Origin of the sequence: Saccharothrix sp. CCNWYY140 (assembly GCF_037401995.1) — a bacterium.
Classification (GTDB): Bacteria; Actinomycetota; Actinomycetes; order Mycobacteriales; family Pseudonocardiaceae; genus Actinosynnema.
The window spans coordinates 19,410-42,653 of sequence record NZ_JBBEGC010000035.1 but is presented as its reverse complement, the minus strand read 5'-3'; the positions used below and the strand labels follow the sequence as shown (position 1 = coordinate 42,653).

The following is a 23,244-nucleotide window of genomic DNA, read 5'->3' as shown; positions in this document are numbered from 1 at the left end:
CATCTTCACAAACGCGGCGCTACCGGTCCGACGCGGTCGCCGTGCGGGCCAGTGCGAGGACCGCGGTGAACGGCGGGAACCAGTGCCGGGAGTGCGACGGCGGGTTCGCCCACCGCAGTGAGCCGTAGCGGGTCATCGTCGGCGGCAGGGCGATGCGCTGCGGCGAGCGGACGAACTGGACCTCGGGCGGCGCCTTGAGGTGCGTGGGCAGCAAGGCGACGAGCTCGGCGAGGAACACCCAGTGCTCCCGCGGTCCGGGTATGACGGTGACGGGCCCGGCCAGCATCCGGGCCTTCAGGTCGGCCAGCACGCGCGAGCCGATCCGCGCGGGCATGGCCAGTGCCGTCGTGGCGGGGCCCAACGGCAGGAAAACGCCCTGTTCGGTGACGGACACCTTCCAGCCCAGCAGCCGGTAGCCCGCGATGGCCTCGCCGAGCGCCTGCTGGTGCGCACGGTCACGGGGCGGCCCGAGACGCGGTGTGGTGTCAGCATTGGTTGAGGCGGTGATGCTCATCGTGGAGGTCCCTCCCCGGTCGGGTGGAGCGGGCGGTGACCCGCCGGCCGGGGTTCTCCCGGACGCGGGGCACGTCCCGAAGGGTGGGCGCATATACCGCCGGCCACCACACCCCTTCCGGGTCGGGCCCATGCACCGGACGCATCAAGTGGATGCACCACCCGGCCCCACCTGGGCCACGCGGGTGGCCCCACCCCCTCTTATGCATGAAATGAATGGACTCCCGATCACATGCCGATAGACTGTCGAGCACGCTCAGTGACGGGAGCGAGAGCCGATGGAACCGAAAGCTCGAAGAGCATCCAGTACCAGGCGCGCTTGCCCGTTGTGCGGAGCGGTGATCGCCGCCGACAACACAGACCGGCTCTGCCACCGGTGTCGGCGCAACTCGCGCACCGAGCTCTACGGCCCGCCCGAGGTCCCGGCCGACTTCTGGGACCACGAGGTGATGGTCGCCGCCTTCACCGACCGGGACATGGGAGCGGTCCTCGCCGCTTACCGCCGCCACCCGCACCACGTCAGCCGCGTCACCCAGGACCGCATGGCGTCGTGGCTGGGCATCAGCCAGGCCCAGTTGTCGCGGTACGAGACCGGCGACAACCCGATCGACCGGATCGAGAAGCTGCGCCAGTTCGCGCGGGCGCTGCGCATCCCCGGTGACCGGCTGTGGTTCGACCGCGTCGGTATCCCAAGCCAGGCGGGCCCCGCCGACCACGGCGCCCCGCCCGATGTGCTCGCCGCGGCGTGGGACGCGTCGAGCATTGCCAGATCGGTCGAGGAGACGGCGAGGAGCGACTTGGCGATCAGCAGACGAGCGGCGCTCACCGGAGCAGCCGCGGTGGCGATGGGTCCCGCCCTGGTCGAACCGCTTCAGCGGTGGCTGAACCCACTCCAGCCCCTGACCCGGTGGTCGTCCAGCGCGGCCATCAGCGAGGAGGAGCTGGCCGCGTTGCAGCGCGTCGCGGACGGGCTGCGCGGGTGGGGCGGACGAGGCGGGTACGGGCTGGCGCGCAAGGCGGTGCTCGGGCAGTTGGAGGAACTGGCCGAGCGGCTGTCGCGCGCGCCGGCGGGCCCCACGACGGAACGCGCGTTCTTCATCGGCGCGGAACTGTCGAAGGTGGCGGCGAGCATGTCGTGGGACGCCGGGATGCACGACGCCGCGCAGCGGTACTACGTGCTCGGCATCCGGATGGCGAAGGCGGGCCGCAACGACCCGTTCGCCGCGCTGTGCCTGGCGGCGATGGCGCGGCAGATGTTCGACCTCGGGCGGCCCGAGGACGGGCTGGAACTGGTGCAGTTGGGCCAGTACGGGACGCGGCGCAGCGCGACGCCGACTTTAGAAGCGCTGCTGCGCACGCGGGAGGCGTGGGCGTACGCGCAGATGGGACGGGTGCGGGAGTTCCACCGGGCGGTGGGGCAGGCGCAGGACAGCTTCGCGCAGCGCAGGCCGGGCGCGGAGCCGTGGTGGCTGGACAGCTTCGACGAGGCGGAGCTGGAGGGCGTGATCGGGGCCAGGATGCGCGACCTGGCAGGCCACGACCCGCGCCAGGCGCCCCAGGCGGAACAGCACATCCGCCGCGCCCTGACCCTGCGCGACCCGTCCCGGGTGCGCAACCGGGCGTTCGACGTCATCGGGCTGGCCCGGACGCGGATGGTCGCGGACGAGCCGGAGGAGGCGTGCGCCTTGATCAACCAGGTGCTGCCGACGGCGGCGGGCTTGGCCTCCGGCCGGGTCGTGCGCAAGCTGCACGACTTCGCGAAGGAAGCCGAACGCCACCGCGACCTGCCGGCGGTGCGCGAGACGCGTGAGGCGATTCGCGGGGTGCGGACGGCCTGATGCGCGTGGGGATCACCGGGCACAGCAACCTCGTGCCCGAATGCGTCGACGCCGTGCGGACGGCGATCCGGGCGGCGCTGGACGCCGAGGCGGCGGGCGGGTCATCCCTGGTGGGGGTGACCTGCCTGGCGCCGGGCGCGGACCAGCTGTTCGCCCGGGTGGTGCTGGAGCTGGGCGGACGGGTCGAGGTCGTCCTGCCCGCGGTGGACTACCGGGACAAGCTCAAACCGGAGAAGCGGGCGGAGTACGACGAGCTGCTGGCGCAGGCACATGTGGTCAGCGTGCTGCCCAACGAGCTGTCGGGGCGGCACGCGTACGTCATGGCCAACGAGCGGATGCTGGCCTCGGTGGAGTTGCTGATCGCGGTGTGGGACGGCAACCCGCCGGACGGCCGGGGCGGGACGGCGGACGTCGTGGAGACGGCTCGCGCTTCGGGCGTTCCGGTGGTGGTGGTCTGGCCGGAGGGTGCCCGCAGGAAGTCGTGACCCCGTAGTCGAGGACGGGAGTTGTCCTCGATCGGTGCCAGACTAGGCGGCATGTTGGAGACCTCGGCTCGGCTGCTCAAGCTGTTGTCCCTGCTCCAGGTGCGGCGGGACTGGACCGGGGCGGATCTCGCCGGGCGGCTCGGGGTGGACGTGCGGACGGTGCGGCGGGATGTCGACAAGCTGCGGAGCTTGGGGTATCCCGTCAACTCCGTGCCGGGGGTGTCCGGCGGCTACCAGTTGGGGGCCGGGGCCGAGTTGCCGCCGTTGTTGCTCGACGACGACGAGGCCGTCGCCGTGGCGGTCGGGTTGCGGACCGCGGCCAACGGGACCGTCACCGGGATCGAGGAGACCTCGGTCCGGGCGTTGGCGAAGCTGGAACAGGTGCTGCCCTCCCGACTGCGGCGGCGAGTCAACGCCTTGCAGGAGCACACCATCGCGCTCACCCCGACCGTGGCGACCGTCGACTCGGAGACGTTGACGACCATCGCCGGCGCGTGCCGCGACCACCAGCGGTTGCGGTTCCCCTACGCCGGGCGGGAGGGGGACAGCAAGCGGCACGTCGAGCCGTTGGGGTTGGCGCACACCGGGCGGCGGTGGTACCTGGTCGCCTGGGACGTGGACCGCCAGGACTGGCGGACGTTCCGGGTGGACCGGATCCCCGAGGTTCCGTCGCTCGGGGCTCGGTTCGTGCCGCGCGACCCGCCCGACGCGGACTTGGCGTCTTATGTGTCCCGTCAGCTCACGGTCGCGCCTTACACGTACCAAGCCGAGCTGATCATGCACGCGCCGATCGAGGAGGTAGAGCGGCGGACGTCGAAGACCTCGGTCCACCTGGAGGCGTTGGACGACAACCGCACGTTGCTGAGGGCCGGGTCGCCCAGCCTGGCCGATCTGGGGCTGTGGATCGGGTTGATCGGGGTGGACTTCGACGTGGTGTCGCCGCCCGAACTCGCCGAGCACCTGCGGGTGCTCGGCGAGCGGTTCCTGAACGCGGCTAGCTCCGCTGGCAGGCCAGGCGGTACGCCGCCGCCCCGATGAGTTCCAGGGACACCTGGAGCCGCTCCGGGCTGACGTTGAGCTCGATGGTGTCCTCGGGCGTGTGGTAGAGCGGTTCCAGCTGGTGGGGGCCGCCCTCGCCGCGCCAGGAGAAGTTGGCGGCGGCGATCTTGCGCTCGTGGAAGGGCACGTGGTCGCTGCTGCCGCGCGCGACGGGGCCGTGGACCTGGGAGCCGTAGCCGAGGCGGGCGGCGGCTGCGGCGACCTCGCGGGTGGTGGCGTTGTCGCCGCCGTCGACCGACAGCAGCCAGTACGCGGTGGCCGGGCCGTGGCTGGTGGCGACCATGTCGTTCTGGAAGACGCCCGAGATGCGGGCCGCGTCGGCGTCGGTCAGCTGGCTGACGTAGTAGCGGGAGCCCAGCAGCCCCTGCTCCTCCGAACCCCAGAGGGCGAACCGCAGGGCCTTGTGGGTCGGGAGGTGGCGGAGGACTCGGGCCAGTTCGAGGGCCAGGACGGTGCCGCTGCCGTCGTCGTTCGCGCCCGGCGAGCCGGGGACGCTGTCGTAGTGGGCGGTCACCATCACCACGTCGTCGCCGCCGAAGGTGCCGGGGCGTTCGGCCAGGACGTTGTACGAGGTCAGGTTCGGGTGGTGGGTGGTGGCCACGGTGACGGTCGCGGGCTTGGCGGCACGCAGGCGTTCGACGTGGACCTGGGCGATCCCGAGCACGGGCACGCCGACGTTCGCCGTCAGGGTGGGCGAGAACGCGCTGGTCTTGCCGGCGGGCGGGGTGGAGACGCGGCCGACGAGGATCGCCTTCGCGCCCCGGGCGGCGGCGTCGAGGACGGCGGTGGAGCCGGCGGGGACGTTGACCAGCAGGACGACCTGGCCGGTGAGGTCGGCGGGCAGGGCGGCGCCGGTGTCCAGGTCGAGCAGCGGGCCGGTGGCGGAGGTGTTCAGGGCGCCGAAGCGGGACGCGCCGGCGTTCCACACCGCGCCGTCGGGCAGGGTCAGCGTGGACAGGTACTTGTCGGGCACGGTGAACGGCTGGAGGTCCACGTCGTAGCGCAGCTTGCGCAGGACGTCGGCGATGTAGTCGCGGGCGCGGTGCTCGGACTCGGTGCCGCCGATGCGCTGGCCGATGCCGTCGCTGAGCACCTTGAGGTGTTCCATCGCGCGGCGGGCGCGCACCCGGGCCACGACGGGGAAGTCGCCCAGGTCCAGCTCCGGCGACGCGGACGCGCCAGGCCGCTGGGCGTTGGCGGCGGGGTTGAGCCCCAGGGTGACGGCTCCCGCCGCCGCAACGGCACCCGCCAGCACAGACCGTCTACGCATTCCAGGCCCCCTCGGTTCGGGTTGATCACCTGAACCTAGGCAGGGCTTGGACGAGCCGGAAGAGTGCCGATGGCGGACAGGCCGCCGCCATCGGCACCACGACGATCAGACGGTCTCGACCCGGACCCGGTCGCGCACCGCGTCGAACTCGACCACGCGGACCCGGACGGATTCGCCGACCTCCGCCGTCACGTCACCGACCAGCAGACCGGGCACGCCACCGACGGACACCAGAGCGCCGAAGGGCACGTGCCGGGTGATCTCGCCGGTCACCACTGCACCTTTGTGCATTCGCTTCACCTCCTCTCCCACCCGTGGCGGGAGGAGGCGGCGCGCGGCTCAAGCCGTGACCGGGCAACCGATCCGTGCGCGGCCCGTGCGGGCCAACCCGGCAGTCATGGCGCCGATGCTAGCCCGGCGGGGCACCGCGTGACCCGCGTTCCGCTCGATTGCGCCCGGTTCCGCGCGGAGCAACCCTCGGCGGTTCCGGCGCAGCACAGCGGACGGCAGTTCGGGCGGCGGGCGGGCGGGCAGGCGGGCGGCAGGCAGGCGGGCGGCGGGCGGCAGGCAGGCAGCAGGCAGGCAGGCGGAAGGCAGGCAGGCGGAAGGCAGGCAGGCGGAAGGCAGGCAGGCAGGCGGAAGGCAGGCAGGCGGAAGGCGGGCGGCGGGCAGGCAGGCGGCAGGCGGCGGGCGCGCAGGCGGGCAGCGGGCAGGCGGCGCCTGCCCGTGGCCGTGGGTGGTGGCGGGCCGCCCTTGTCGCAGGTTGGTGTGGTTGCCGGCGGTGCGGTGGTCGGCTGGGCGTGGCCTCCGGCCCCCGGCTCCAGGGTCTCACAGGGGTACGACAATCCCGCTGGAAGCGCCCCGGGGCTCATTCTCCCAGCGGGGACCGACAAGCGTAGGCGTCAGCCGGTCGCGGGTCAGCCGGTCGCGGTCTTGTGCAGTTCGCGCAGTGCCCGCACGGCGGCCACCGCGTGGTCGCGGTCCACCGCCTGGACGGCCATGATCGACACGTACTCGTCGTCCGGCAGTTCCAGCCGTGCCCAGGACGCCCCGTCCGGGAACGACACGTGCAGCACCTCGGACCACTCGAACCGGTGGGCGGTCACGACGTTGCGGACCTCGACCCCGGACTCGTCGGCACGCACGCGCGGGCGGGTCAGCAGCAGCACCCCGCACGCCAGCAGCACGCCCAGGATGATCATCGCCACCTGGTCGGAGGTGCGGAAGATGACGCCGGTCGGGGTGTCGCCGAGCAGCAGGCCGACGATGGTGAACACCACGACCAGGAACACCGCGCTGACGACGGCGACCGTGCGGATCTTGCGGGGGCGGAACTCGACGGCGGACATCGTGCTCACCGGTCCGCCCTCAGGTCGCGCAGCACCAGGGCCGTGTCCAGCGCGGCCACAACCGCCTCGAAGCCCTTGTCCTCCACCGAGTCCTCGAACCCGGCGCGGGCCAGGGCCTGCTCTTCGGTGTCGCAGGTCAGCACGCCGTTGCCGACCGGGGTGGAGGTGTCCAGGGCGATGCGGGTGAGGCCGGCGGTGACCGAGTCGCACACGTACTCGAAGTGCGGCGTGCCGCCCCGGATGACCACGCCCAGCGCCACGACGGCGTCGTGCGTGCGGGCCAGTTCCTGCACGACCACGGGCAGCTCGATGGCGCCGGCGACCCGCGCGACGGTCGGGGACGCGACCCCGGCCTGCGAGGCCGCTTCCAGCGCGCGGGCCACCAGCTGCGAGGTGATCTTCTCGTGCCACTTGGTGGCCACCACGGCCAGCGTCACGCCCGCCGCGTCCGGGACCGCCGCCTCCGGCCTGCCCTCGCCGCTCATTCCGCACCCTCCGTCGTGCTCACGATCGCGCCACCCTGGCTCAACGCCTCGTACTGCTCCAGCTGGTGCAGCTCGTGCCCCATCCGGTCCCGCTTGGTCCGCAGGTAGTGCAGGTTCTCCGGGTTCGGCGAGATGGGCAGCGGCACGCGGTCGATCACCCGCAGGCCGTAGCCCTCCAGACCGACCCGCTTGGCCGGGTTGTTGGTCAGCAGGCGCATGGACTTGATGCCCAGCTCGCACAGGATCTGCGCGCCGGTGCCGTAGTCGCGGGCGTCCGCGGGCACGCCCAGCGCCAGGTTCGCGTCCACGGTGTCCGCGCCCAGGTCCTGCAACTGGTAGGCCTGCAACTTGTGCATCAGGCCGATGCCCCGGCCCTCGTGCCCGCGCATGTAGAGCACGACACCGCGGCCCTGCGCGGCCACCGCCTCCAGCGCCGCGTCCAGCTGGGGGCCGCAGTCGCAGCGCAGCGAGCCGAACACGTCACCGGTCAGGCACTCGGAGTGCACGCGGACCAGCACGTCCTCGCCGTCGCCGATCTCGCCGAACACCATCGCCACGTGCTCGATGCCGTCGAGCTTGGAGTCGTAGCCCACGGCGGTGAACACGCCGTGCGCGGTGGGCAGGCGGGCTTCCGCGACCCGCACGACCTGGGTCTCCACCCGCCGCCGGTAGGCGATGAGGTCGGCGATCGTGATCAGCGCGAGGTCGTGGTCGGCGGCGAAGACCTCCAGCTCGTCGCGCCGCGCCATGTCGCCCTCGTCCTTCTGCGACACGATCTCGCACAGCACGCCCGCCGGGGCCAGGCCCGCGAGCCGCGAAAGGTCCACGGCGGCCTCGGTGTGGCCGGGGCGGCGCAGGACACCGCCGTCGCGGGCGCGCAGCGGCACGACGTGGCCGGGGCGGTTGAAGTCCTTGGCGTCGGAGGTCGGGTCGGCCAGCAGCCGGATGGTGCGGGCGCGGTCGGCGGCGGAGATGCCGGTGGACACGCCCTCGCGGGCGTCCACGGTGACCGTGTACGCGGTGCCGCGCTGGTCCTGGTTGGTGTGGTACATCGGCGGCAGGTCGAGCCGGTCGCAGTCGGACTCGGTCAGCGACACGCACACGTACCCCGAGGTGTAGCGGACCATGAAGGCCAGCAGCTCCGGCGTCGCCTTCTCGGCGGCGAAGATCAGGTCGCCCTCGTTCTCGCGGTCCTCGTCGTCCACGACGATGACCGGCCGGCCGTCGGCGATGTCCCTGACGGCCCGCTCGATGTCGGAGAAGTCCTTCACCGCGCCTCCTCCGCTCCAGTGTCCCGCAGGTGCGGCGTCGCGAGCCGCTCGACGTACTTGGCCAGGACGTCGACCTCCAGGTTGACCAGGTCGCCGGGCGCGCGCCGGCCCAGCGTGGTCAGCTCCAGCGTGGTCGGGATGAGGCTGACGGAGAACTGGTCCTCGCCGACCGACACGACGGTCAGGGACACGCCGTCCACGGTGATCGAGCCCTTCTCCACCACGTACCGGGCCAGGCCGGGCGGCAGTCCGATGTGGACGACCTCCCAGTGCTCGGCCTTCTCGCGCGCCAGGACCGTGCCCGTCCCGTCGACGTGGCCCTGCACGATGTGCCCGCCGATGCGCTGCCCGAGGGCGGCGGCGCGCTCCAGGTTGACCCGGTCGCCCTCGGTGACCTTGGCCAGGCTGCTGCGGCGCAGCGTCTCGCGCATGACGTCGGCGGTGAACGCGCCGTCCACGACGTCGACCACGGTGAGGCAGACGCCGTTCACCGCGATCGAGTCGCCGTGCTTGGCGTCGCTGGTCACCACCGGACCCTTGATGGTGACGCGCGCCGCGTCCGGCAGGTCCGCCACGGCGACGACCTCACCCAGTTCCTCGACGATCCCGGTGAACACCGCTGTCCTCCTCTAGTGCGCCGGCGTCGGAACTGCGGAGATCCGCACGTCCGGCCCGCACATACTGACCTGCTCCACGACCAATCCCACAGCGTCGGTGATGGTCGACACCCCCGCGTCCCGCAGGGCGGCCGGCCCGTCACCGAGCAGCTTGGGCGCGACGTAGGCGAGGACCCGGTCGATCCGGCCCGCCCGCGCGAACGCACCCGCCAGCGTAGGGCCGCCCTCCAGCAACACGTCCACCACATTCCGCTGCGCCAGCTCACCCAGGACGACGTCCGGGTCGTGCGTGCGGACGTGCAAGGTCTCGGCCTCGTCGTCGAGGACGTGCGCGTGCGGCGGCAGGTCGCTGGTGCCCACGACCACCCGCAACGGCTGCCGGACCACCCCTGTTCCCCGGGCGGTAAGTCGCGGGTCATCGGCCCTGATGGTGCCGGTTCCGACCATGATCGCGTCGATGGTCGTGCGCAGGGCGTGCACCTCCGCGCGGGACTCCTCGGAGGAGATCCACCGGCTGGTGCCGTCGGCGGCGGCGGTGCGGCCGTCGAGGGTGGCGGCGTACTTCCAGGTGACGTGCGGGCGACCGGTGCGGGCGTGGTGCAGCCAGGCGCGCAGCGGCTCGACGTGCGTGGGCAGGTGCTCGACGGTCACGCCGGCGGCGCGCAGCACGTCCGCTCCCCCGGCGGCCTTGGGGTTCGGGTCGACGTTGGCGAAGACGACCCGAGCCACACCGGCGTCGAGCAGGGCGGCCGTGCACGGCGGGGTGCGGCCGTGGTGGGCGCAGGGTTCGAGGGTCACCACGGCGGTGCCGCCGCGCGCCCGTTCCCCGGCTTCGGCCAGTGCGACGACCTCGGCGTGCGGACCTCCGGGCGGCCGGGTCGCGCCGATGCCTACGAGCCGGCCGCCGGCGTCGAGGACGACCGCGCCGACCGGCGGGTTGGGGCTGGTGGTGCCGTGGACGGCGGCACTGGCCTCGACGGCCAGCGCCATCGCCTCGGCGAGGGTCGGCGCGGTCACCGGGAGCGGGCCGCCAGCGCCCGCAGCTTCTCCATCGCGACGGCGGGGTCGCTCGCGTCGTAGATCGCGGAACCGGCGACGAAGCAGTCCACGCCGGCCTCGGCGGCCTGGGCGATGGTGTCCTCGTTGATGCCGCCGTCGATCTCCACGATCAGGTTCAGGTGCCCGGTGTCGACCAGGCGGCGCGCGGTGCGGACCTTGTCCAGCACCTCGGCCATGAAGCTCTGGCCGCCGAAACCGGGTTCGACCGACATCACCAACAGCGTGTCGTAATGCTTGAGGATGTCGACGCAGGACTCCAGCGAGGTGCCCGGTTTGATCGACAACCCGGCTTTCGCGCCCGCCGCGCGGAGGTTCTTGGCCAGCGTGACGGGGTCGGCGGCGGCCTCGGCGTGCACGGTCACGTTGTGCGCGCCGGCTTCGGCGTAGCCGATGGCCCAGCGGTCCGGGTCGTCGATCATCAGGTGGCAGTCCAGCGGGATGTCGGTGGCCTTGAGCAGCGCCTTCACCACCGGCAGGCCGAGGGTCAGGTTGGGCACGAAGTGCGCGTCCATGACGTCGACGTGCAGCCAGTCCGCGCCGCGGACGGCGGCGGCCTCGTCGGCGAGGCGGGCGAAGTCGGCGGACAGGATGCTCGGGGCGATCATCGGCTGGTGGACCACAGGGGCTGAGTCTAGGTTCCGCGCAATGTCCGGACCTATCGGGGAGTCGAATTTCACTCCCCGTGCGAGCTTTCTCGGGTCGTGCGCGGAAAATTCCGAACTACTCACCCGGGTAGTTCCCAGCCCGCCGCCGGCGGGATTACGTTCGTCGGGGGGAGCGCGACTGGGGAGCACTGGGGATGAAAGCCGAATTCAGCCAGAAGATCGCACTGGTGACGGGTGCCTGCACGCCGCTGGGCACCGAGGTGGTGGAGTCACTGGCCCGCCAGGGGGCCTTGGTGGCGGCGGTGGACAGCGACGGCCCGCGACTGGCCGAGCTGGTGGAGAGGTTGCAGCGGGCGGGGGTGCGCATCGCGGGCCGGCAGATCGACGTCCGGTCCAGCGCCGCCGTGGACGCGCTGGTGGACCAGGTGGAACGGGAGTTCGGCCCGATCGACGCCGTGGTGACGGTGGCGGCGGCCCTGCGCCCGGGACCGGCGTTGTCGATCACCGACGAGGACTGGGCGCACAGCTTCGGCGTCAACGTGGACGGCGTCTTCCACGTGTCCCGAGCGGTGGCCACGCGGATGGTCACCCGAAGGCGGGGCACGATCGTGGTGGTGGCGGCCCACACGGCCACCGTGCCGCGCACGAGCGTCGCGGCGTACACGGCCTCACGGGCGGCGGCCATCGCCTACACGGAGTGCCTGGCGTTGGAGGTGGCGTCGCGCGGGGTGCACTGCGCGGTGGTGTCCCCGGACGACGCCCGCCGCGTGGTGGACGAGGTGAGCTTCCTGCTCGCCGACACCGTCCAACCCCCGGCCCAATCCGCCTGAGGCACGAAGCTCGCCGACCAAGATCGATTGTCGGTGCCCCCCGGTAGAATGGATACCGGGGGGCCGTGGCCCGCGCCCGCCTGCAAACTCGGCGCACACCCGCCCGAACGCGAGCCCGCCGGCAACCCGACCGACGCGCAACCCGACCAACCGCGCGCCCCAACCAACCGCGCAAAACGACCGACCGCGCGCCCCGACCGACCCAGCCGGCCGCGCGTCACACCTCGGCGTGCTCCTGCTCGCCGGCCAGCCGCGCCAACTCGACCCGCGAGCTGATCCCGAGCTTCCGGAAGATCCCCCGCAAGTGGTAGTTCACCGTGTGCGGCGACAGGAACAGCTGCCGCGCCACCTGCCGGTTGGTCAACCCCGCCCCCACCAGCCGCGCGATGTCCCGCTCCGGCGACGACAGCCGCCCCCACTCGTCGCTGCCCTCGCTCTCCGGCGCGTCCACCCCCACCCGCCGCCGCAGCCGCGCCGCGTCACCGGACGCGCCCATCCGCTCGAAGATCCGCAGCGCCACCTCGGCGTGCTCGCGCGACCGGTGCTCCTGACCCGACTCGGCCAGCAGCACCGCCAGGTCCTCGTGCGCCGACGCCTGCGCCCACGGGTGCCGGTGCTTGCCCGCCGCGACGACCAGCCGCTGCTCGTCCCCGTCCAGCAACGCCCGCGCGTGACTGGCCCCCACCGACACCGCCACGCACGAAGGGTTGTTGGCCGCCAGCTCCTCCGCCGCGCCCACGACCACCCCGGCCATCCGGCTGTCCCCCACCACCAGCGCCAGCCGCACCAGCCACGGCCCGGCGCCGGGCTCCTCGATCAGCATCCGCCGCGTGTTGGCCGGCTCCGCCAACCGCTCCCGCGCCAGCTCCGCCGCCCGCTCCGGACCGCCCTGCGCGTCGGCGACCAGCAACTCCACCCAGTCGTACTGCCCGGAGTGCAGCACGGCCTCGCCACCGGCCAGGTCGCCCCGGTACCGCCGCACGTGCGACGCCGCGCCCTCGACGTCCCCCCGGTGCAGCGCCACCACCGCCAGCACCGCCGACGCCAGCGGCACCAGCAGCCGCAGGCCCCGGTCGTGCGCCAACGACAGGCCCGAGTGCGCGGCCACCTGCGCCTGCACGAGCTTGCCCGCCTGGGACAGCACCCGGGCGCGGGCGATCGTGCGGGCGGCGGGCGCGCCGGCGGTGACGGCCTCGTCGGTGTCCGGGCCGTCGCCGCGCACCAGCTTCTCGGCGTCGGCGAACTCGCCCAGCGACGACAGCTTCATCGCGAACGCCACCGCCGCGTGCGACTGCCACCACGCGGTCGGCCGGTCCAGTTCCCAGCGGGTCGACTCGCGGCCCCAGTACAGGCCCTCGGCGAGGTTGCCCGCGTTCCACTCCAGGCACGAGTGCACGCACGCCGCCATCACCACGTCCGCGTCGCTGGCCTCCCGGTCCCGCGCGGTCAGCACGGACAGCGCGTGCGCGCCGGCCCGGTTGCCGGTGGCGAAGTACAGCGACAGCAGGCGGCCGGCGGCGGCGAGGCGGCGCAGCGGTTCGGGCGCGGAGGCCACCGCCAGGGCGTGCTCCATCTCGGCGACGGCGTCGGCGGGGCGGCCGTCGGCGAGCAGGATGCCGGCGAGGGCGGTGTGCAGTTCGGCGGCGGGACCGGCGTGCGGGCGTTGGGCGAGGCTCTCGCGGGCGAGGGTGATGGCCGCGCCGAGCCGGCCGCCGGCGGCGAGCTGCCGGACGCCGTGCACCGCCGCCGCGCCGCGCCGCTCCTCCGACGAGGAGGCGGCGGGCAGCTCGCGCAGCTCGGTGCGCAGCAGGTCGGCGTCGTGGCGCAGGGCGTGCAGCACGGACGGCGGGATCGCCTGCACGACCGCCTGCCACCCCAGTTCCGAGGCGAACTCCAGGCGCAGCCCCGCGGACACCACGAGGCCGGAGGCCAGCACCTCGTCCACGGCGGGCAGCAGCGCGCCGGCGGTGCGCCCGGTCATCGTGGCCACGTCCCGCAGCAGGAACGACCGGCCCAGCACGGCGGCGACGCGCAGCAGCTGCACGGCACCCGCCGACAGCGCCTCCACCTGGGCGCACACCAGGGTGGCGGCACGGCGCGGCAGCCCGGCGCCGGTCAACCGGGCGACGCCGTCGGCGACGTCGAGCCGGTGCTCCTCGCGCAGGCCGGTGACCAGTTCGACGACCAGCCTCGGGTTGCCGCCGGCCGACCCGACCAGCGCGGCCAGCGCCGGTTCGGGTTCCGCGCCGAGCACGTCCTTGAGGACCTGGGCGACGACGTCGTCCCCGACCGGTCCGAGGGTGAGCACCTCGCCGTAGGCGGGCAGGACGCGGCGCAGGTCCGGCCCGGCGTACGCGCCGGTGAGGGCGAGCAGCGTGGTGGCGCCGGCGGAGCGCAGCCGGGGCAGCGCGGCGAGCACGGCGGGCGGGTCCTCGTGCGCGTGGTCGATCGCGACCAGCGGGTTGTCACCCGGCCGGAGGCCGTCGAGGTCGGCGGGGTGCACCAGCGCGGTGGAGTAGCCCCGGCCCCGGGCGGCGTCCACCGCGTCGCGCAGCAGGAGGGACTTGCCGGTGCACGGCGGACCGTCGATGGCGAGCAGACCACCGGGTGCGGACAGGAACCGGAGAACCGAAGCCCATTCACGATCCCGGCCGTACGATTTCGACACGGGCCAGCCTGCTACGGCTCTCGGTGGGCTGTCAATTCACCTCTTATTGTCGAATGCGACGAACGGCGCAACCGCGGCCAGTTCTTTCAGCACTTCTTCAGGCCCGCCGGACACGACCCGCACGCCCGCGCCACGCAGGACGGCCAGGTGAGCGGAATACGCGGGATGATGGGATTGGTCTGGGCCAACCTGCGGTAAAACCACCATCGGCGCGCGCCGGCCAAGCGCTTCACCCAGAACGGTGAGCGCTTGGTTGTCGCCGATGCCGAGCGCGAGTTTCGCGAGCGAGTTCAGCGTCGCCGGCGCGAAGACGAACGCGTCCGGAACCGGGTGGGGTTTCGGTTCGGAAGGCAGCCGCGAAGTCCAACGCACCGGCAAGTCGGTCAGCGCGCGCAAACCGTCCAATTGCGGCTCCAACCACCGCGCCACGGTCGGGGTGAGCGTGATGGCCAACCGCCACCCGCGAGCCGCCAACGGCTCCGCCAACCCCGACCGCAACCACGTCTCCACCCCGCCGGCCGCCGACGCGACCAGCCCGAGCACGGGTGTGCTCACGGCCGGCGCAGCAGCGCGCAGAACATGGCGTCGGTGCCGTGCACGTGCGGCCACAGCTGCACGTGGGGGCCGCTGCCCAGGTCCGGCACGCCGGGGAAGTACTCGCGGGTGTCCAGCTGCTCCGCGCCGGTCCGCCGCGCCACGTCGCCGACCACGCCGACCGACTCCGACAGGTGCGGCGAGCACACCACGTACGCCACGACCCCGCCCGGCCGCACCAGTTCCAGCGCGGCGGTCAGCAGTTCGCGCTGCAACCGGGCCAGCGGGGCGACGTCGGAGGGCTGCCGCCGCCACCGCGCCTCGGGACGGCGGCGCAGCGCGCCCAGCCCCGTGCACGGCGCGTCCACCAGCACCCGGTCGAACCCGCCCGCCGGCAGGCCCGAGTCGCGGCCGTCGGCCACGTGCACGGTGATCGGCAGGTCACCGGCGGCCTTGCGGACCAGCTCCGCCCGGTGCGGCGCCTTCTCCACCGCGTCCAGGGTCGCGTCCGACAGCGACGCCAGCGAACCCAGCAGCACGGCCTTGCCGCCCGGTCCCGCGCACAGGTCCAGCCACCGCGCGTCCGACCCCTCCAGCGGCACCCGGGTCATCGCCAGCGCGCACAGCTGGCTGCCCTCGTCCTGCACCGACGCCAGCCGCTCGCGCACCGCGTCCAGGTCGCCCGGGTCGCCGGCGCCGGCTTCCAGGTGCACCCCGTACGGCGAGTAGGGCGCGACGTCGCCGCCGGTCATCGCGGCCAGCTCGTCGGCGCTGCACTCCCCCGGCCGCGCGGCCAGGTGCACCAGCGGCCGGGTGTCGTCGGCCCGCAACGCCTCGCGCAGCGGCTCACCGCGGCTGCCCAGGGCCTCCGCGAACGCTTGCGCGATCCACCGCGGGTGGGCGTGGGCCATCGCCAGGTAGCCGATCGGGTCGGTGTCCTCGTCCGGCGCGACCTCCTCGACCCAGCCGGCCTCGTCCTGCTCGGTCACCCGGCGCAGCACGGCGTTGGCGAACCCGGCCGCGCCCGAGCCCAGCTCCGCGCGCACCAGGTCCACAGTGGACGCGACGGCGGCGTGCGCCGGGATGCGGGTGCGCAGCAGCTGGTAGGCGCCCAGGCGCAGGGCGTCCAGCACGGAACCGTCCACTTCGGACAGCGGGCGGTCGGAGCACGCGGTGAGCACCGCGTCCAGCAGGCCCAGCGCCCGCGAGGTGCCGTAGGCCAGTTCGGTGGCCAGCGCGGCGTCGCGGCCGGTGATCCGGCGTTCGCGCAGCAGGCCGGGCAGCACGAGGTTGGCGTAGGCGTCGCGCTGCCGCACGGCGCGCAGCGTGTCCAGCGCCGCCTGCCGCGCCGGGTCCTCCACCGGCGGGCGGGACGGGCCGGTGCGGCGGCGCGGCGGGTGCGGGCCGCGGGGTCGGGAGGGACGGGACGACCGCTGTGTCATGAGATCCGCTCCCCCGCCTCGATGCGCACGCCGCGCGCCCAGTCCGTGGCGGCCATCCGCTTCTTGCCCTGCGCCTGCACGTCGGTGAGCGCCACGGGCGTGGTGCCGGTGCCGACCAGCACGCGCTTGCGCTCCACCCGCAGCTCACCGGGCTTCAAACCGTCCTCGTCGACCGGGAGGACCGGGCCGAGCTTGAGCCGCTCGCCGCGGAACTCCGCCCACGCGCCCGGGTCCGGCGTCACCGCGCGGGCCACCCGGTCCAGGGCCGCCGCGGGCGCGGCGAAGTCCAGCCGGCCGTCGTCCACGGTGACCTTGGGCACGTAGCTGACGCCCTCGTCGGGCTGCTCGACCGGCCGCAGCGTGCCGTCCTCGATGCCGTCGACGGTGGACACCAGCAGCTGCGCGCCGGACTCCGCGAGCCGGCCCAGCAGGTCGCCCGCCGTGTCCCGCTCGCGCACCCGCTCGGTCACCACCCCGTACACCGGACCGGCGTCCAGCGCCTTGACGATCCGGAACGTCGTCGCCCCGGTGATGTCGTCACCGTGCCGCACCGCCGCCTGCACCGGGGCCGCGCCACGCCACGCGGGCAGCACCGAGAAGTGCAGGTTCACCCAGCCGTGGACGGGGATGGCCAGCGCCGACTCCGGCAGCAACGCCCCGTAGGCGACCACCGGGCACAGGTCGGGCGCCAACTCGCGCAGCCGGGCCTGGAAGTCGGGGTCGGACGCCTTGGCCGGGGTCAGCACCTCGATGCCGTGCTCGTCGGCCAGCGCCGCGACCGGCGACCGCTCGACCTTGCGGCCCCGGCCGGCGGGGGCGTCCGGGCGGGTGACCACGGCCACCACCTCGTGCCGGGACGCCAGCAGCGCCTTCAGGGACGGCAGCGCCGGTTCGGGCGTGCCCGCGAAGACCAGCCGCATCACGCACCACCGCCGAACAGCGGGTGCGGCGACTGCTTCAGCGTGGGCACGCCGCCGTCGAACCAGGACTGCTGCCGGATCTCGCGCATGGCCTGCTTGCGGGTCTGGTCGTCGAGGCGGTCCAGGAACAGCACGCCGTCCAGGTGGTCGGTCTCGTGCTGGATGCACCGCGCCAACAGGTCCGACCCCTCGACCTCGACCGGCTCGCCGTGCATGTTCCAGCCGCGCGCGACCACGTGCAGGTGCCGGCGGCAGTCCCAGGACATCCCCGGGATGGACAGGCAGCCCTCGGGGCCGTCCTGGACCTCGTCGCCGACGACGTCGAAGGTGGGGTTGACCAGGTGCCCGGCGAAGCCGTCGCAGTGGTAGGTGAACACGCGCAGGCCCACGCCGAGCTGCGGTGCGGCCAGCCCCGCGCCACCGGCGTCGCTCATCGTGTCCCACAGGTCCTTGACCAGCTTGCGCAGCTCCGCGTCGAAGTCGGTGACCTCGACGGCGGGGGTCCGCAGCACCGGGTCGCCGAACAGCCGGATGGGTTGGACGGTCACGCACTCTCCTCGCAACGGGGCAGACGGCCAGTCTAGGAGAGCGCGGGGCGGCTCAGTGCTCCATGCCCCGGCCGAGGAAGATCACACCCACCAGCGCGGCGAGGAAGTGGCCGAGGAACCGGGTGGCGGTCAGCAAGCCCGTGGTCAGCGCCGGGGTCCTGGTCGGTGCGGTGGTCATCGTGATGGCGGTCATGTCGCTCGCTCCTCTCGTGCGGTACCACCACGGTGCCGCGCGGGGCCGTACCCGCGCGTCCGCTCGGAGTAGCGAGAGCGGCTCATCATCTGGGATGAGGTGGACTGCAACATCCGGGAGGGGTTCGGCAACTTGAGTGCATGAGGGGTGCCACGACGAGGCGTCAGGGGGCGGCGCGCTTGGTCGAGACCGACGCCGAGCTGTGGGGACGCGGTGACCGGGCCGCGTTCGCCGAGTTGTTCGACCGGCACGCGGAGGCGGTGTGGAACCACGCCTACCGGCTGACCGCGTCGTGGTCGCTGGCCGAGGACCTGACGTCGGCGACCTTCCTGGCCGCGTGGCGACGCCGGTCGGAGGTGGCGCTGGTGCGCGACTCGGCCCTGCCCTGGCTCTACACGGTGGCCGGGAACCTGGCGCGCACCGAGTTCCGCCGGCTGGGCCGATTACGCCGGGCGCTGGCCCGCGTGCCCGAGCCCGACGTGGTGCCCGACCACGCCGACCGCGTGGCGTCCTCGGTCGACGACTCCGACGAACTGCGGCGGGTCCTCGCGGTGGTGCGGACGATGCCGCCCGCCGAGCGCGAGGCCGTCGAGCTGTGCCTGCTGGGCGAGCTGTCCGCGGCCGAGGCCGCGCAGGTGCTCGGGGTGGCCGAGGTCACCGTGCGTTCCCGCATCTCCCGCGCCCGCGCCCGGCTGCGCGCCACCCTGGACGAGGAGGTCTCCTGATGAGCTTCCCGGAACTCCCCCCGCGCCGCGCGTTGCCCCCGGACGTGCGCGAACGCATGCGCCGCAGGGTCTTCGGCCGCCCGGCGCGCGGGTCGGCGACCGACCGGGCGGGTGGCCGCGGCGCCGGTGGTCCGCTGGCCGTGGCGGCGGCGGTCGCGGTGCTGGTCGGGGGCTTGGTCGTGGCGCGGACGGCGGACCAGGACGGGTCGGGTGCGCTGCCCACCCCGTCGACGGCCGCCACCCGCGGGTTCGCCGGTCCCGACGACGCCCAGGTCGTGGCCACCACATCCGAGGACCTGTCCCGCTGCGGCCTGAGCGCGGCCCTGTTCACCGTGCGCTTCGACGGCCGCCGGGTCCTGGCCGACCGGTCGGACCGGTACTGCGAGCTGACCTACGCCACCACGTCCACCTCGACGAGCGCGATCTCGGTCCCGGTCGGCGACCTGCGGGTGACGTGGCGCTCGCCCAGCGGCGTGCTGGTCGGGAAGGTGCCGCCGAACCTGGCCGGGCTGGTCACGCGGTCGTCGCGCGGCGCGCTGCCCAGTGCCCTGACCGACTACGGCTACTTCGTGACCCTGTCCTCGTCGCCGACCACGGTGTTCGAGCTGACCCACCGCGAACAGCCGGTCCAGGTGCACACGCTGGACCCGGCGACGGTGCCGGACGCGGCCAGGACGGTCGACTTCCACCCCAGCGGCGTCGCCGACCCGGCCGCGAACGTGCTGGACCGCTGCCTGGACGTGGGCATGCTCAGCTCCGCCCGCCCGGTCAGCGACGTCGTGCCGTGGACGCTGGGCGCGGTGGTCGGCGCCGACACCACCGCCGGGCTGGCGGTGCTGCGCGGACCGGCCGGCACCACGGCGTACTGCCGGCTCGACCTGTACCGCGCGAAGCAGGTGGACGGGCCGATGGGCGGCGTCGGGTCGCCCGCCGACGCCTACCAGGTGCGCGCGCTCGTGTCGCGGAACTCCGGTCCGCCGCTCGGTTTCGTGCTGCTGGTCGGCGGCACGCTGCGGGACGACGTGCACCGCCTGGAACTGGTGGACGCCTCCGGCCCGCGCCCGGTCGAGGTGCGGGACCGGACGTTCGCCGGGGTGCTGACCGAGCTGTCGTCGACGGACGTGTCGGCGGTGGGCGCGCGGCTCACCGCGTACGCGCGGGACGGGACCGTGTTGCAGACCGGTCCCGTCTCCTAGCCGGTCGGGCGGCCCCTCTGGGGGTAGGGGCCGCCCGACATCCCTAGCGCGGGTAGACCACGCGGGCCGCGCCACCACCCCGGCGGGTCGGTTCGGCGGCGGCACGCCACCGGCCGTCGGGCAGGCGTTCCACGGCGGTCACCGCGCCGATCTCGCCGGTCGAGGCGAAGCGGTGGCCCAGCGCGATCAGGGCTTCGTCCTCCTGGGTGGCCAGGAACGCGGCCTCGGCCTGGGTGTTGACGCCGTTGCGCTGGGAGGCGCGGGGCGCCTCGATGGCCTGGCGCAGCGTGAACCCGCGGTCCAGGCGCTGGGTGAGGACCTGGATGACGGTGGTGATGATGCTCGCGCCGCCCGGCGAACCCAGGGCCAGCACCGGCTTGCCGTCGTCCAGGACGATCGTCGGCGACATCGACGAGCGGGGGCGCTTGCCGGGGCCGGGCAGGTTCGGGTCCGGGACGCCGGGGGTGACCGGGGTGAAGGAGAAGTCGGTCAGCTCGTTGTTGAGCAGGAACCCGCGACCGGGCACGACGATGCCGCTGCCGCCCTCCTGCTCGATGGTGAGGGTGTAGGCGGCGACGTTGCCCCAGCGGTCGGCGACGGTGAGGTGGGTGGTGTCGGTGCCTTCGTACGGGGTGGGCGCGTCGGTGCCGTCCGTGCCGCACGGGGTGGGGTTGCGCGGGTCGCCGGGCGGGACGGGGCTGGTCATGGCGGAGGTCGGCGAGATCAGGCACGCGCGGGTGTCGGCGTAGGCCTGGGAGAGGAGTTCCGCGGTCGGCACGTCGGAAAAGCTCGGGTCGCCCACCCAGCGGTTGCGGTCGGCGAAGGAGAGTCGGCTGGCCTCCAGGAACCGGTGCAGGTACTGGGTCGGGGTCTCGTCGGCGAGCTTGGTGGTCTCCAGGATGTTCAGCGCCTCGCCGACGGTCGTGCCGCCGGAGGAGGGCGGAGCCATGCCGAAGACGTCCAGGCCGCGGTAGGTGGTGTGGCTGGGTTCGCGCTGCGGGGCGTTGTAGTTGCCCAGGTCGGTCATGGTCATCGCGCCGGGGCGGACGATCCGGGTCGACGTCGGCTTCACGGGCGGCTGGGTGACGGTCTGGACGATGTCCTTGCCGATGCCGCCCTTGTAGAGCGCGGAGACGCCGTCCTTGCGCAGGGCGCGGTAGGTGTCGGCGAGGTCGGGGTTGCGGAAGGTGGCGCCGATCTGCGGGACCGGCAGGAACAGGGCTTCGCTGGAGGTGAAGTCGGCGAAGCGGGCGGCGTTCTCGGAGACCTGGCGGTGGAAGGTCGAGTCGACCAGGAACCCCCGGCGGGCCAGGTCCTCGGCCGGCTTGAGCGCCTTGTCCAGCGAGATCGTGCCCCACCGTTGCAGCGCCCGCTGCCACGTGCGGGGCGTGCCGGGAACCCCCACCGACAGCCCGCTGGTGACGGCTTCGGCGAACGGGATCGTCTTGCCGTTCTCGACGAACAGGTTCTCGTTCGCGGCGGCGGGCGCGGTCTCGCGACCGTCGATCGTGCTCACCTTGCGCGTCTTGGCGTCGTAGTAGACGAGGAAGCCGCCACCGCCGATCCCGGCGGAGAACGGGTCGGTGACCCCGAGCGCGGCAGCCGTGGCGACCGCGGCGTCCACGGCGTTACCACCCCGGCGAAGGACGTCGATGCCGACCTGCGAGGCGTCGGGGTCGATGCTGGCGACCACCCCACCCGCACCGACGGCTTCGGGTTCACGGGGTGCGGCGGCAGCGGCAGCGGCAGGAACACCGGCGGGAACGACAAGGGCGGCCACCACGGCAAGGGCGGCGAGTGAACTGGTCGACCGGAGCATCGTTCCCTTCTACTCCTGAACCGCTGCCCCGAGAACCCCCACACCCCGTCTTCACCTTCGGAGCCACCCCACAACAGCCACCCCACACAACCACCCCGAGCCCACCACCCCCGAGCCCGCCACCCCTGAGATCGCCGCCCCTGAGATCGCCGCCCCTGAGATCGCCGGCTCCTGAGATCGCCGGCTCCTGAGATCACCGGCCCGGAATTGTCGGTCCCTGGTGGGAGAATGGAAGCGGGGGCCGGAGGCCGCGCCCGCCCGCACACCCACCACCCCTCCGCGCTCGCCGGCCCGGAATTGTCGGTCCCCCGTGGGACAATGGAAGCGGGGGCCGGAGGCCGCGCCCGTCAGTCGGCTTTGCGGCGCGCGTAGGCCCGAGCCGCCCGAGCCCGATCCCCGCACCGCGTCGAGCACCAGTGCCGGCGCGCATGGGTCCGCAACAAGTACCGGTTGCACGGCGGCGACCCACAAGCCGCCAACCGCTCGGCGTCCGCCCCGGTCACCAGGTCCGCCGCGTTCGCCGCGAGCACCGCCAGCGCGTGCTCCACGATCCGCGTGATCGGATGCGGCGCCTCCCGGTGCAGCCCCCGAACCGGGTCCCACCGCAGCAGCGATGCCGTGGGCGTCCGCGTCATGGCGTCGTTCACCGCGTCCACCGCACCCGCCGGGACCGGCGACCCGTCCACCCGCGCCGCCAGCAGCACCCTGATCTGCTCCCGCAACGCCCGCAACTGCGCCGTGCACATCTCCCGCAACCCGGCGTCGGCCGGCGCGAGGTCGTGCTCGGCCAGCCAGCGCGTCGCGGCGTCCGGCGACCCGAGCAGGTCCAGGTACTGCCCACCGGGCAGGGCCAGCGCGCTGTTCGCGAAGTCCAGCGCCGGGTAGACCTCCGCACCCGCGGCCGGGATCACGTCCATGCGTCTCATGGTAACGCTTGCGGTTTCCCGTGAGGCTGGGCTAGCTTCCTCACGGTAAAACTTTGCTTTTTCCATGACTGGGGATGCCATGACCGAGCAGATCACCGTGCAGACCTTCGGCGGCCCGACCGCGTTGATCGAGGTCGGCGGCCTGCGCTTGCTCACCGACCCGACCTTCGACGCGCCCGGCGACTACAGCGTCGGCAAGCGCGTCCTGACCAAGACCATGCCGACCACCACGACCCCGGCCGAGCTGGGCCGGATCGACGCCGTCCTGCTCTCCCACGACGAGCACCCGGACAACCTCGACCACGCCGGCCGCGCGCTGCTGGCCGACGTCCCGCTGACCCTGACCACCCGGAGCGGCGCGGACCGGCTCGGCGGCACGGCCCGCGGACTCGCACCCTGGGAGCACGTCGACCTGCCCCGACCCGACGGCGGCACGCTCACGATCACCGCCGCGCCCGCCCAGCACGGGCCGGACGGGTGCGAGCCGGTGACCGGGGAGGTCGTCGGGTTCGTGCTGACCGCGGCCGACCTGCCCACGGTCTACGTCAGCGGGGACAACGCCTCGCTCGCGGTGGTGGAGGAGATCGCCGCGCGGGTCGGGCCGGTGGACACCGCCGTGCTGTTCGCCGGCGCGGCTCGAACGGTGCTGTTCGACGGGGCGCTGCTCACGCTCGACAGCGCGCAGGCGGCGTCAGCGGCACGGATCCTGGGCGCGCGCCGGGTTGTGCCGGTGCACTTCGAGGGGTGGGGGCATTTTACCGAGGGCCGGGACGTGCTGGTGGACGCCTTCGCCGCGGCCGGGCTGGACGGTGTGCTCGACCCCGCTTTCACCCGAAAGTGATCTTGCACTCATCGAACACCTGTTCGAAACTATACCCATGACGTCATCCCA

General features: G+C 73.5%; 24 protein-coding genes. 7 read left to right on the top strand and 17 right to left on the bottom strand.

The features are described 5' to 3' along the window. Positions 1 to 19: 19 nt before the first annotated feature. Positions 20 to 514: a hypothetical protein gene (locus WBN91_RS17870; RefSeq protein WP_309114855.1), complete on the bottom strand. Its 495-nt coding sequence runs from the start codon at positions 512 to 514 to the stop codon at positions 20 to 22. A 337-nt stretch (positions 515 to 851) separates the two neighbouring features. On the opposite strand from WBN91_RS17870, the gene WBN91_RS17865 reads away from it, so the two are divergent. The 3 genes from WBN91_RS17865 to WBN91_RS17855 are packed head-to-tail and all read left to right on the top strand — an operon-like array spanning position 852 to position 3,874. Continuing rightward, positions 852 to 2,351 carry a helix-turn-helix domain-containing protein gene (locus WBN91_RS17865; protein WP_337724447.1) on the top strand — a complete coding sequence of 500 codons (1,500 nt, stop codon included), beginning with the start codon at positions 852 to 854 and terminating at the stop codon, positions 2,349 to 2,351. Further along, positions 2,351 to 2,836: a hypothetical protein gene (locus WBN91_RS17860; RefSeq protein ID WP_337724446.1), complete on the top strand. Its 486-nt coding sequence runs from the start codon at positions 2,351 to 2,353 to the stop codon at positions 2,834 to 2,836. The genes WBN91_RS17865 and WBN91_RS17860 overlap by 1 nt, the downstream gene beginning before the upstream one ends. A 51-nt stretch (positions 2,837 to 2,887) precedes the next feature. Further along, positions 2,888 to 3,874 (top strand): helix-turn-helix transcriptional regulator, encoded by a 987-nt coding sequence (locus WBN91_RS17855; RefSeq protein ID WP_337724445.1) that lies wholly within the window; start codon positions 2,888 to 2,890, stop codon positions 3,872 to 3,874. On the opposite strand, the gene WBN91_RS17850 is transcribed toward WBN91_RS17855, so the two are convergent. The 8 genes from WBN91_RS17850 to rpe form a co-directional block, all read right to left on the bottom strand. Then, positions 3,831 to 5,165, bottom strand: a complete 1,335-nt coding sequence (locus tag WBN91_RS17850) for a M28 family peptidase (RefSeq protein ID WP_337724444.1) — start codon at positions 5,163 to 5,165, stop codon at positions 3,831 to 3,833. The two genes, WBN91_RS17855 and WBN91_RS17850, sit on opposite strands and share 44 nt — an antisense overlap. A 105-nt stretch (positions 5,166 to 5,270) precedes the next feature. Then, positions 5,271 to 5,456, bottom strand: coding sequence for a hypothetical protein (locus tag WBN91_RS17845; protein WP_337724443.1), 186 nt, complete (start codon positions 5,454 to 5,456; stop codon positions 5,271 to 5,273). A gap of 626 nt (positions 5,457 to 6,082) precedes the next feature. Beyond that, positions 6,083 to 6,514 carry a PH domain-containing protein gene (locus tag WBN91_RS17840; RefSeq protein WP_337724480.1) on the bottom strand — a complete coding sequence of 144 codons (432 nt, stop codon included), beginning with the start codon at positions 6,512 to 6,514 and terminating at the stop codon, positions 6,083 to 6,085. Positions 6,515 to 6,519: 5 nt separating this feature from the next. Then, positions 6,520 to 6,999, bottom strand: a complete 480-nt coding sequence (gene ribH, locus WBN91_RS17835; protein WP_337724442.1) for a 6,7-dimethyl-8-ribityllumazine synthase — start codon at positions 6,997 to 6,999, stop codon at positions 6,520 to 6,522. Further along, positions 6,996 to 8,270: a bifunctional 3,4-dihydroxy-2-butanone-4-phosphate synthase/GTP cyclohydrolase II gene (locus WBN91_RS17830; protein WP_337724441.1), complete on the bottom strand. Its 1,275-nt coding sequence runs from the start codon at positions 8,268 to 8,270 to the stop codon at positions 6,996 to 6,998. The genes ribH and WBN91_RS17830 overlap by 4 nt, the downstream gene beginning before the upstream one ends. Next, complete coding sequence (locus tag WBN91_RS17825) at positions 8,267 to 8,887, bottom strand: riboflavin synthase (protein WP_337724440.1); 621 nt, start codon at positions 8,885 to 8,887, stop codon at positions 8,267 to 8,269. Before WBN91_RS17825 ends, WBN91_RS17830 begins: the two co-directional genes overlap by 4 nt. 12 nt (positions 8,888 to 8,899) lie before the next feature. Further along, positions 8,900 to 9,877 (bottom strand): bifunctional diaminohydroxyphosphoribosylaminopyrimidine deaminase/5-amino-6-(5-phosphoribosylamino)uracil reductase RibD, encoded by a 978-nt coding sequence (ribD, locus tag WBN91_RS17820; protein WP_337724479.1) that lies wholly within the window; start codon positions 9,875 to 9,877, stop codon positions 8,900 to 8,902. Positions 9,878 to 9,900: 23 nt separating this feature from the next. Further along, positions 9,901 to 10,551: a ribulose-phosphate 3-epimerase gene (rpe, locus tag WBN91_RS17815; RefSeq protein ID WP_443217741.1), complete on the bottom strand. Its 651-nt coding sequence runs from the start codon at positions 10,549 to 10,551 to the stop codon at positions 9,901 to 9,903. A gap of 194 nt (positions 10,552 to 10,745) precedes the next feature. Between rpe and WBN91_RS17810 the strand changes: the two genes are divergently transcribed. Further along, complete coding sequence (locus WBN91_RS17810) at positions 10,746 to 11,381, top strand: SDR family NAD(P)-dependent oxidoreductase (RefSeq protein WP_337724438.1); 636 nt, start codon at positions 10,746 to 10,748, stop codon at positions 11,379 to 11,381. Between the two features lie 217 nt (positions 11,382 to 11,598). Here the strand turns inward: WBN91_RS17810 and WBN91_RS17805 are convergent, their stop codons facing one another. Genes WBN91_RS17805 through WBN91_RS17780 form a run of 6 tightly spaced genes read right to left on the bottom strand, consistent with a single transcriptional unit; the run spans position 11,599 to position 17,686 of the window. Further along, positions 11,599 to 14,049, bottom strand: coding sequence for a helix-turn-helix transcriptional regulator (locus tag WBN91_RS17805; RefSeq protein ID WP_337724437.1), 2,451 nt, complete (start codon positions 14,047 to 14,049; stop codon positions 11,599 to 11,601). Positions 14,050 to 14,085: 36 nt separating this feature from the next. Next, complete coding sequence (locus WBN91_RS17800; RefSeq protein ID WP_337724436.1) at positions 14,086 to 14,604, bottom strand: flavoprotein; 519 nt, start codon at positions 14,602 to 14,604, stop codon at positions 14,086 to 14,088. Further along, complete coding sequence (locus WBN91_RS17795) at positions 14,601 to 16,025, bottom strand: RsmB/NOP family class I SAM-dependent RNA methyltransferase (RefSeq protein WP_337724435.1); 1,425 nt, start codon at positions 16,023 to 16,025, stop codon at positions 14,601 to 14,603. Before WBN91_RS17795 ends, WBN91_RS17800 begins: the two co-directional genes overlap by 4 nt. Further along, positions 16,022 to 16,945, bottom strand: coding sequence for a methionyl-tRNA formyltransferase (gene fmt / locus WBN91_RS17790; protein ID WP_337724434.1), 924 nt, complete (start codon positions 16,943 to 16,945; stop codon positions 16,022 to 16,024). The genes WBN91_RS17795 and fmt overlap by 4 nt, the downstream gene beginning before the upstream one ends. Next, positions 16,945 to 17,493 carry a peptide deformylase gene (gene def, locus WBN91_RS17785; protein ID WP_337724433.1) on the bottom strand — a complete coding sequence of 183 codons (549 nt, stop codon included), beginning with the start codon at positions 17,491 to 17,493 and terminating at the stop codon, positions 16,945 to 16,947. The genes fmt and def overlap by 1 nt, the downstream gene beginning before the upstream one ends. A gap of 52 nt (positions 17,494 to 17,545) precedes the next feature. Continuing rightward, positions 17,546 to 17,686: a hypothetical protein gene (locus tag WBN91_RS17780; protein ID WP_337724432.1), complete on the bottom strand. Its 141-nt coding sequence runs from the start codon at positions 17,684 to 17,686 to the stop codon at positions 17,546 to 17,548. A 140-nt stretch (positions 17,687 to 17,826) separates the two neighbouring features. On the opposite strand from WBN91_RS17780, the gene WBN91_RS17775 reads away from it, so the two are divergent. After that, a complete protein-coding gene (locus tag WBN91_RS17775; RefSeq protein WP_337724431.1) occupies positions 17,827 to 18,411 on the top strand; it encodes an RNA polymerase sigma factor in 585 nt (194 codons plus the stop codon). Beyond that, entirely contained in the window at positions 18,411 to 19,607 is a 1,197-nt protein-coding gene (locus WBN91_RS17770) for a hypothetical protein (RefSeq protein WP_337724430.1), read from the top strand. The genes WBN91_RS17775 and WBN91_RS17770 overlap by 1 nt, the downstream gene beginning before the upstream one ends. A 43-nt stretch (positions 19,608 to 19,650) precedes the next feature. Here the strand turns inward: WBN91_RS17770 and ggt are convergent, their stop codons facing one another. Then, positions 19,651 to 21,426, bottom strand: a complete 1,776-nt coding sequence (gene ggt / locus WBN91_RS17765; RefSeq protein ID WP_337724429.1) for a gamma-glutamyltransferase — start codon at positions 21,424 to 21,426, stop codon at positions 19,651 to 19,653. A gap of 347 nt (positions 21,427 to 21,773) precedes the next feature. Further along, positions 21,774 to 22,343, bottom strand: coding sequence for a CGNR zinc finger domain-containing protein (locus WBN91_RS17760; RefSeq protein WP_337724428.1), 570 nt, complete (start codon positions 22,341 to 22,343; stop codon positions 21,774 to 21,776). Between the two features lie 73 nt (positions 22,344 to 22,416). On the opposite strand from WBN91_RS17760, the gene WBN91_RS17755 reads away from it, so the two are divergent. Beyond that, complete coding sequence (locus tag WBN91_RS17755; RefSeq protein ID WP_337724427.1) at positions 22,417 to 23,193, top strand: MBL fold metallo-hydrolase; 777 nt, start codon at positions 22,417 to 22,419, stop codon at positions 23,191 to 23,193. The last annotated feature ends 51 nt before the right edge of the window (positions 23,194 to 23,244 follow it).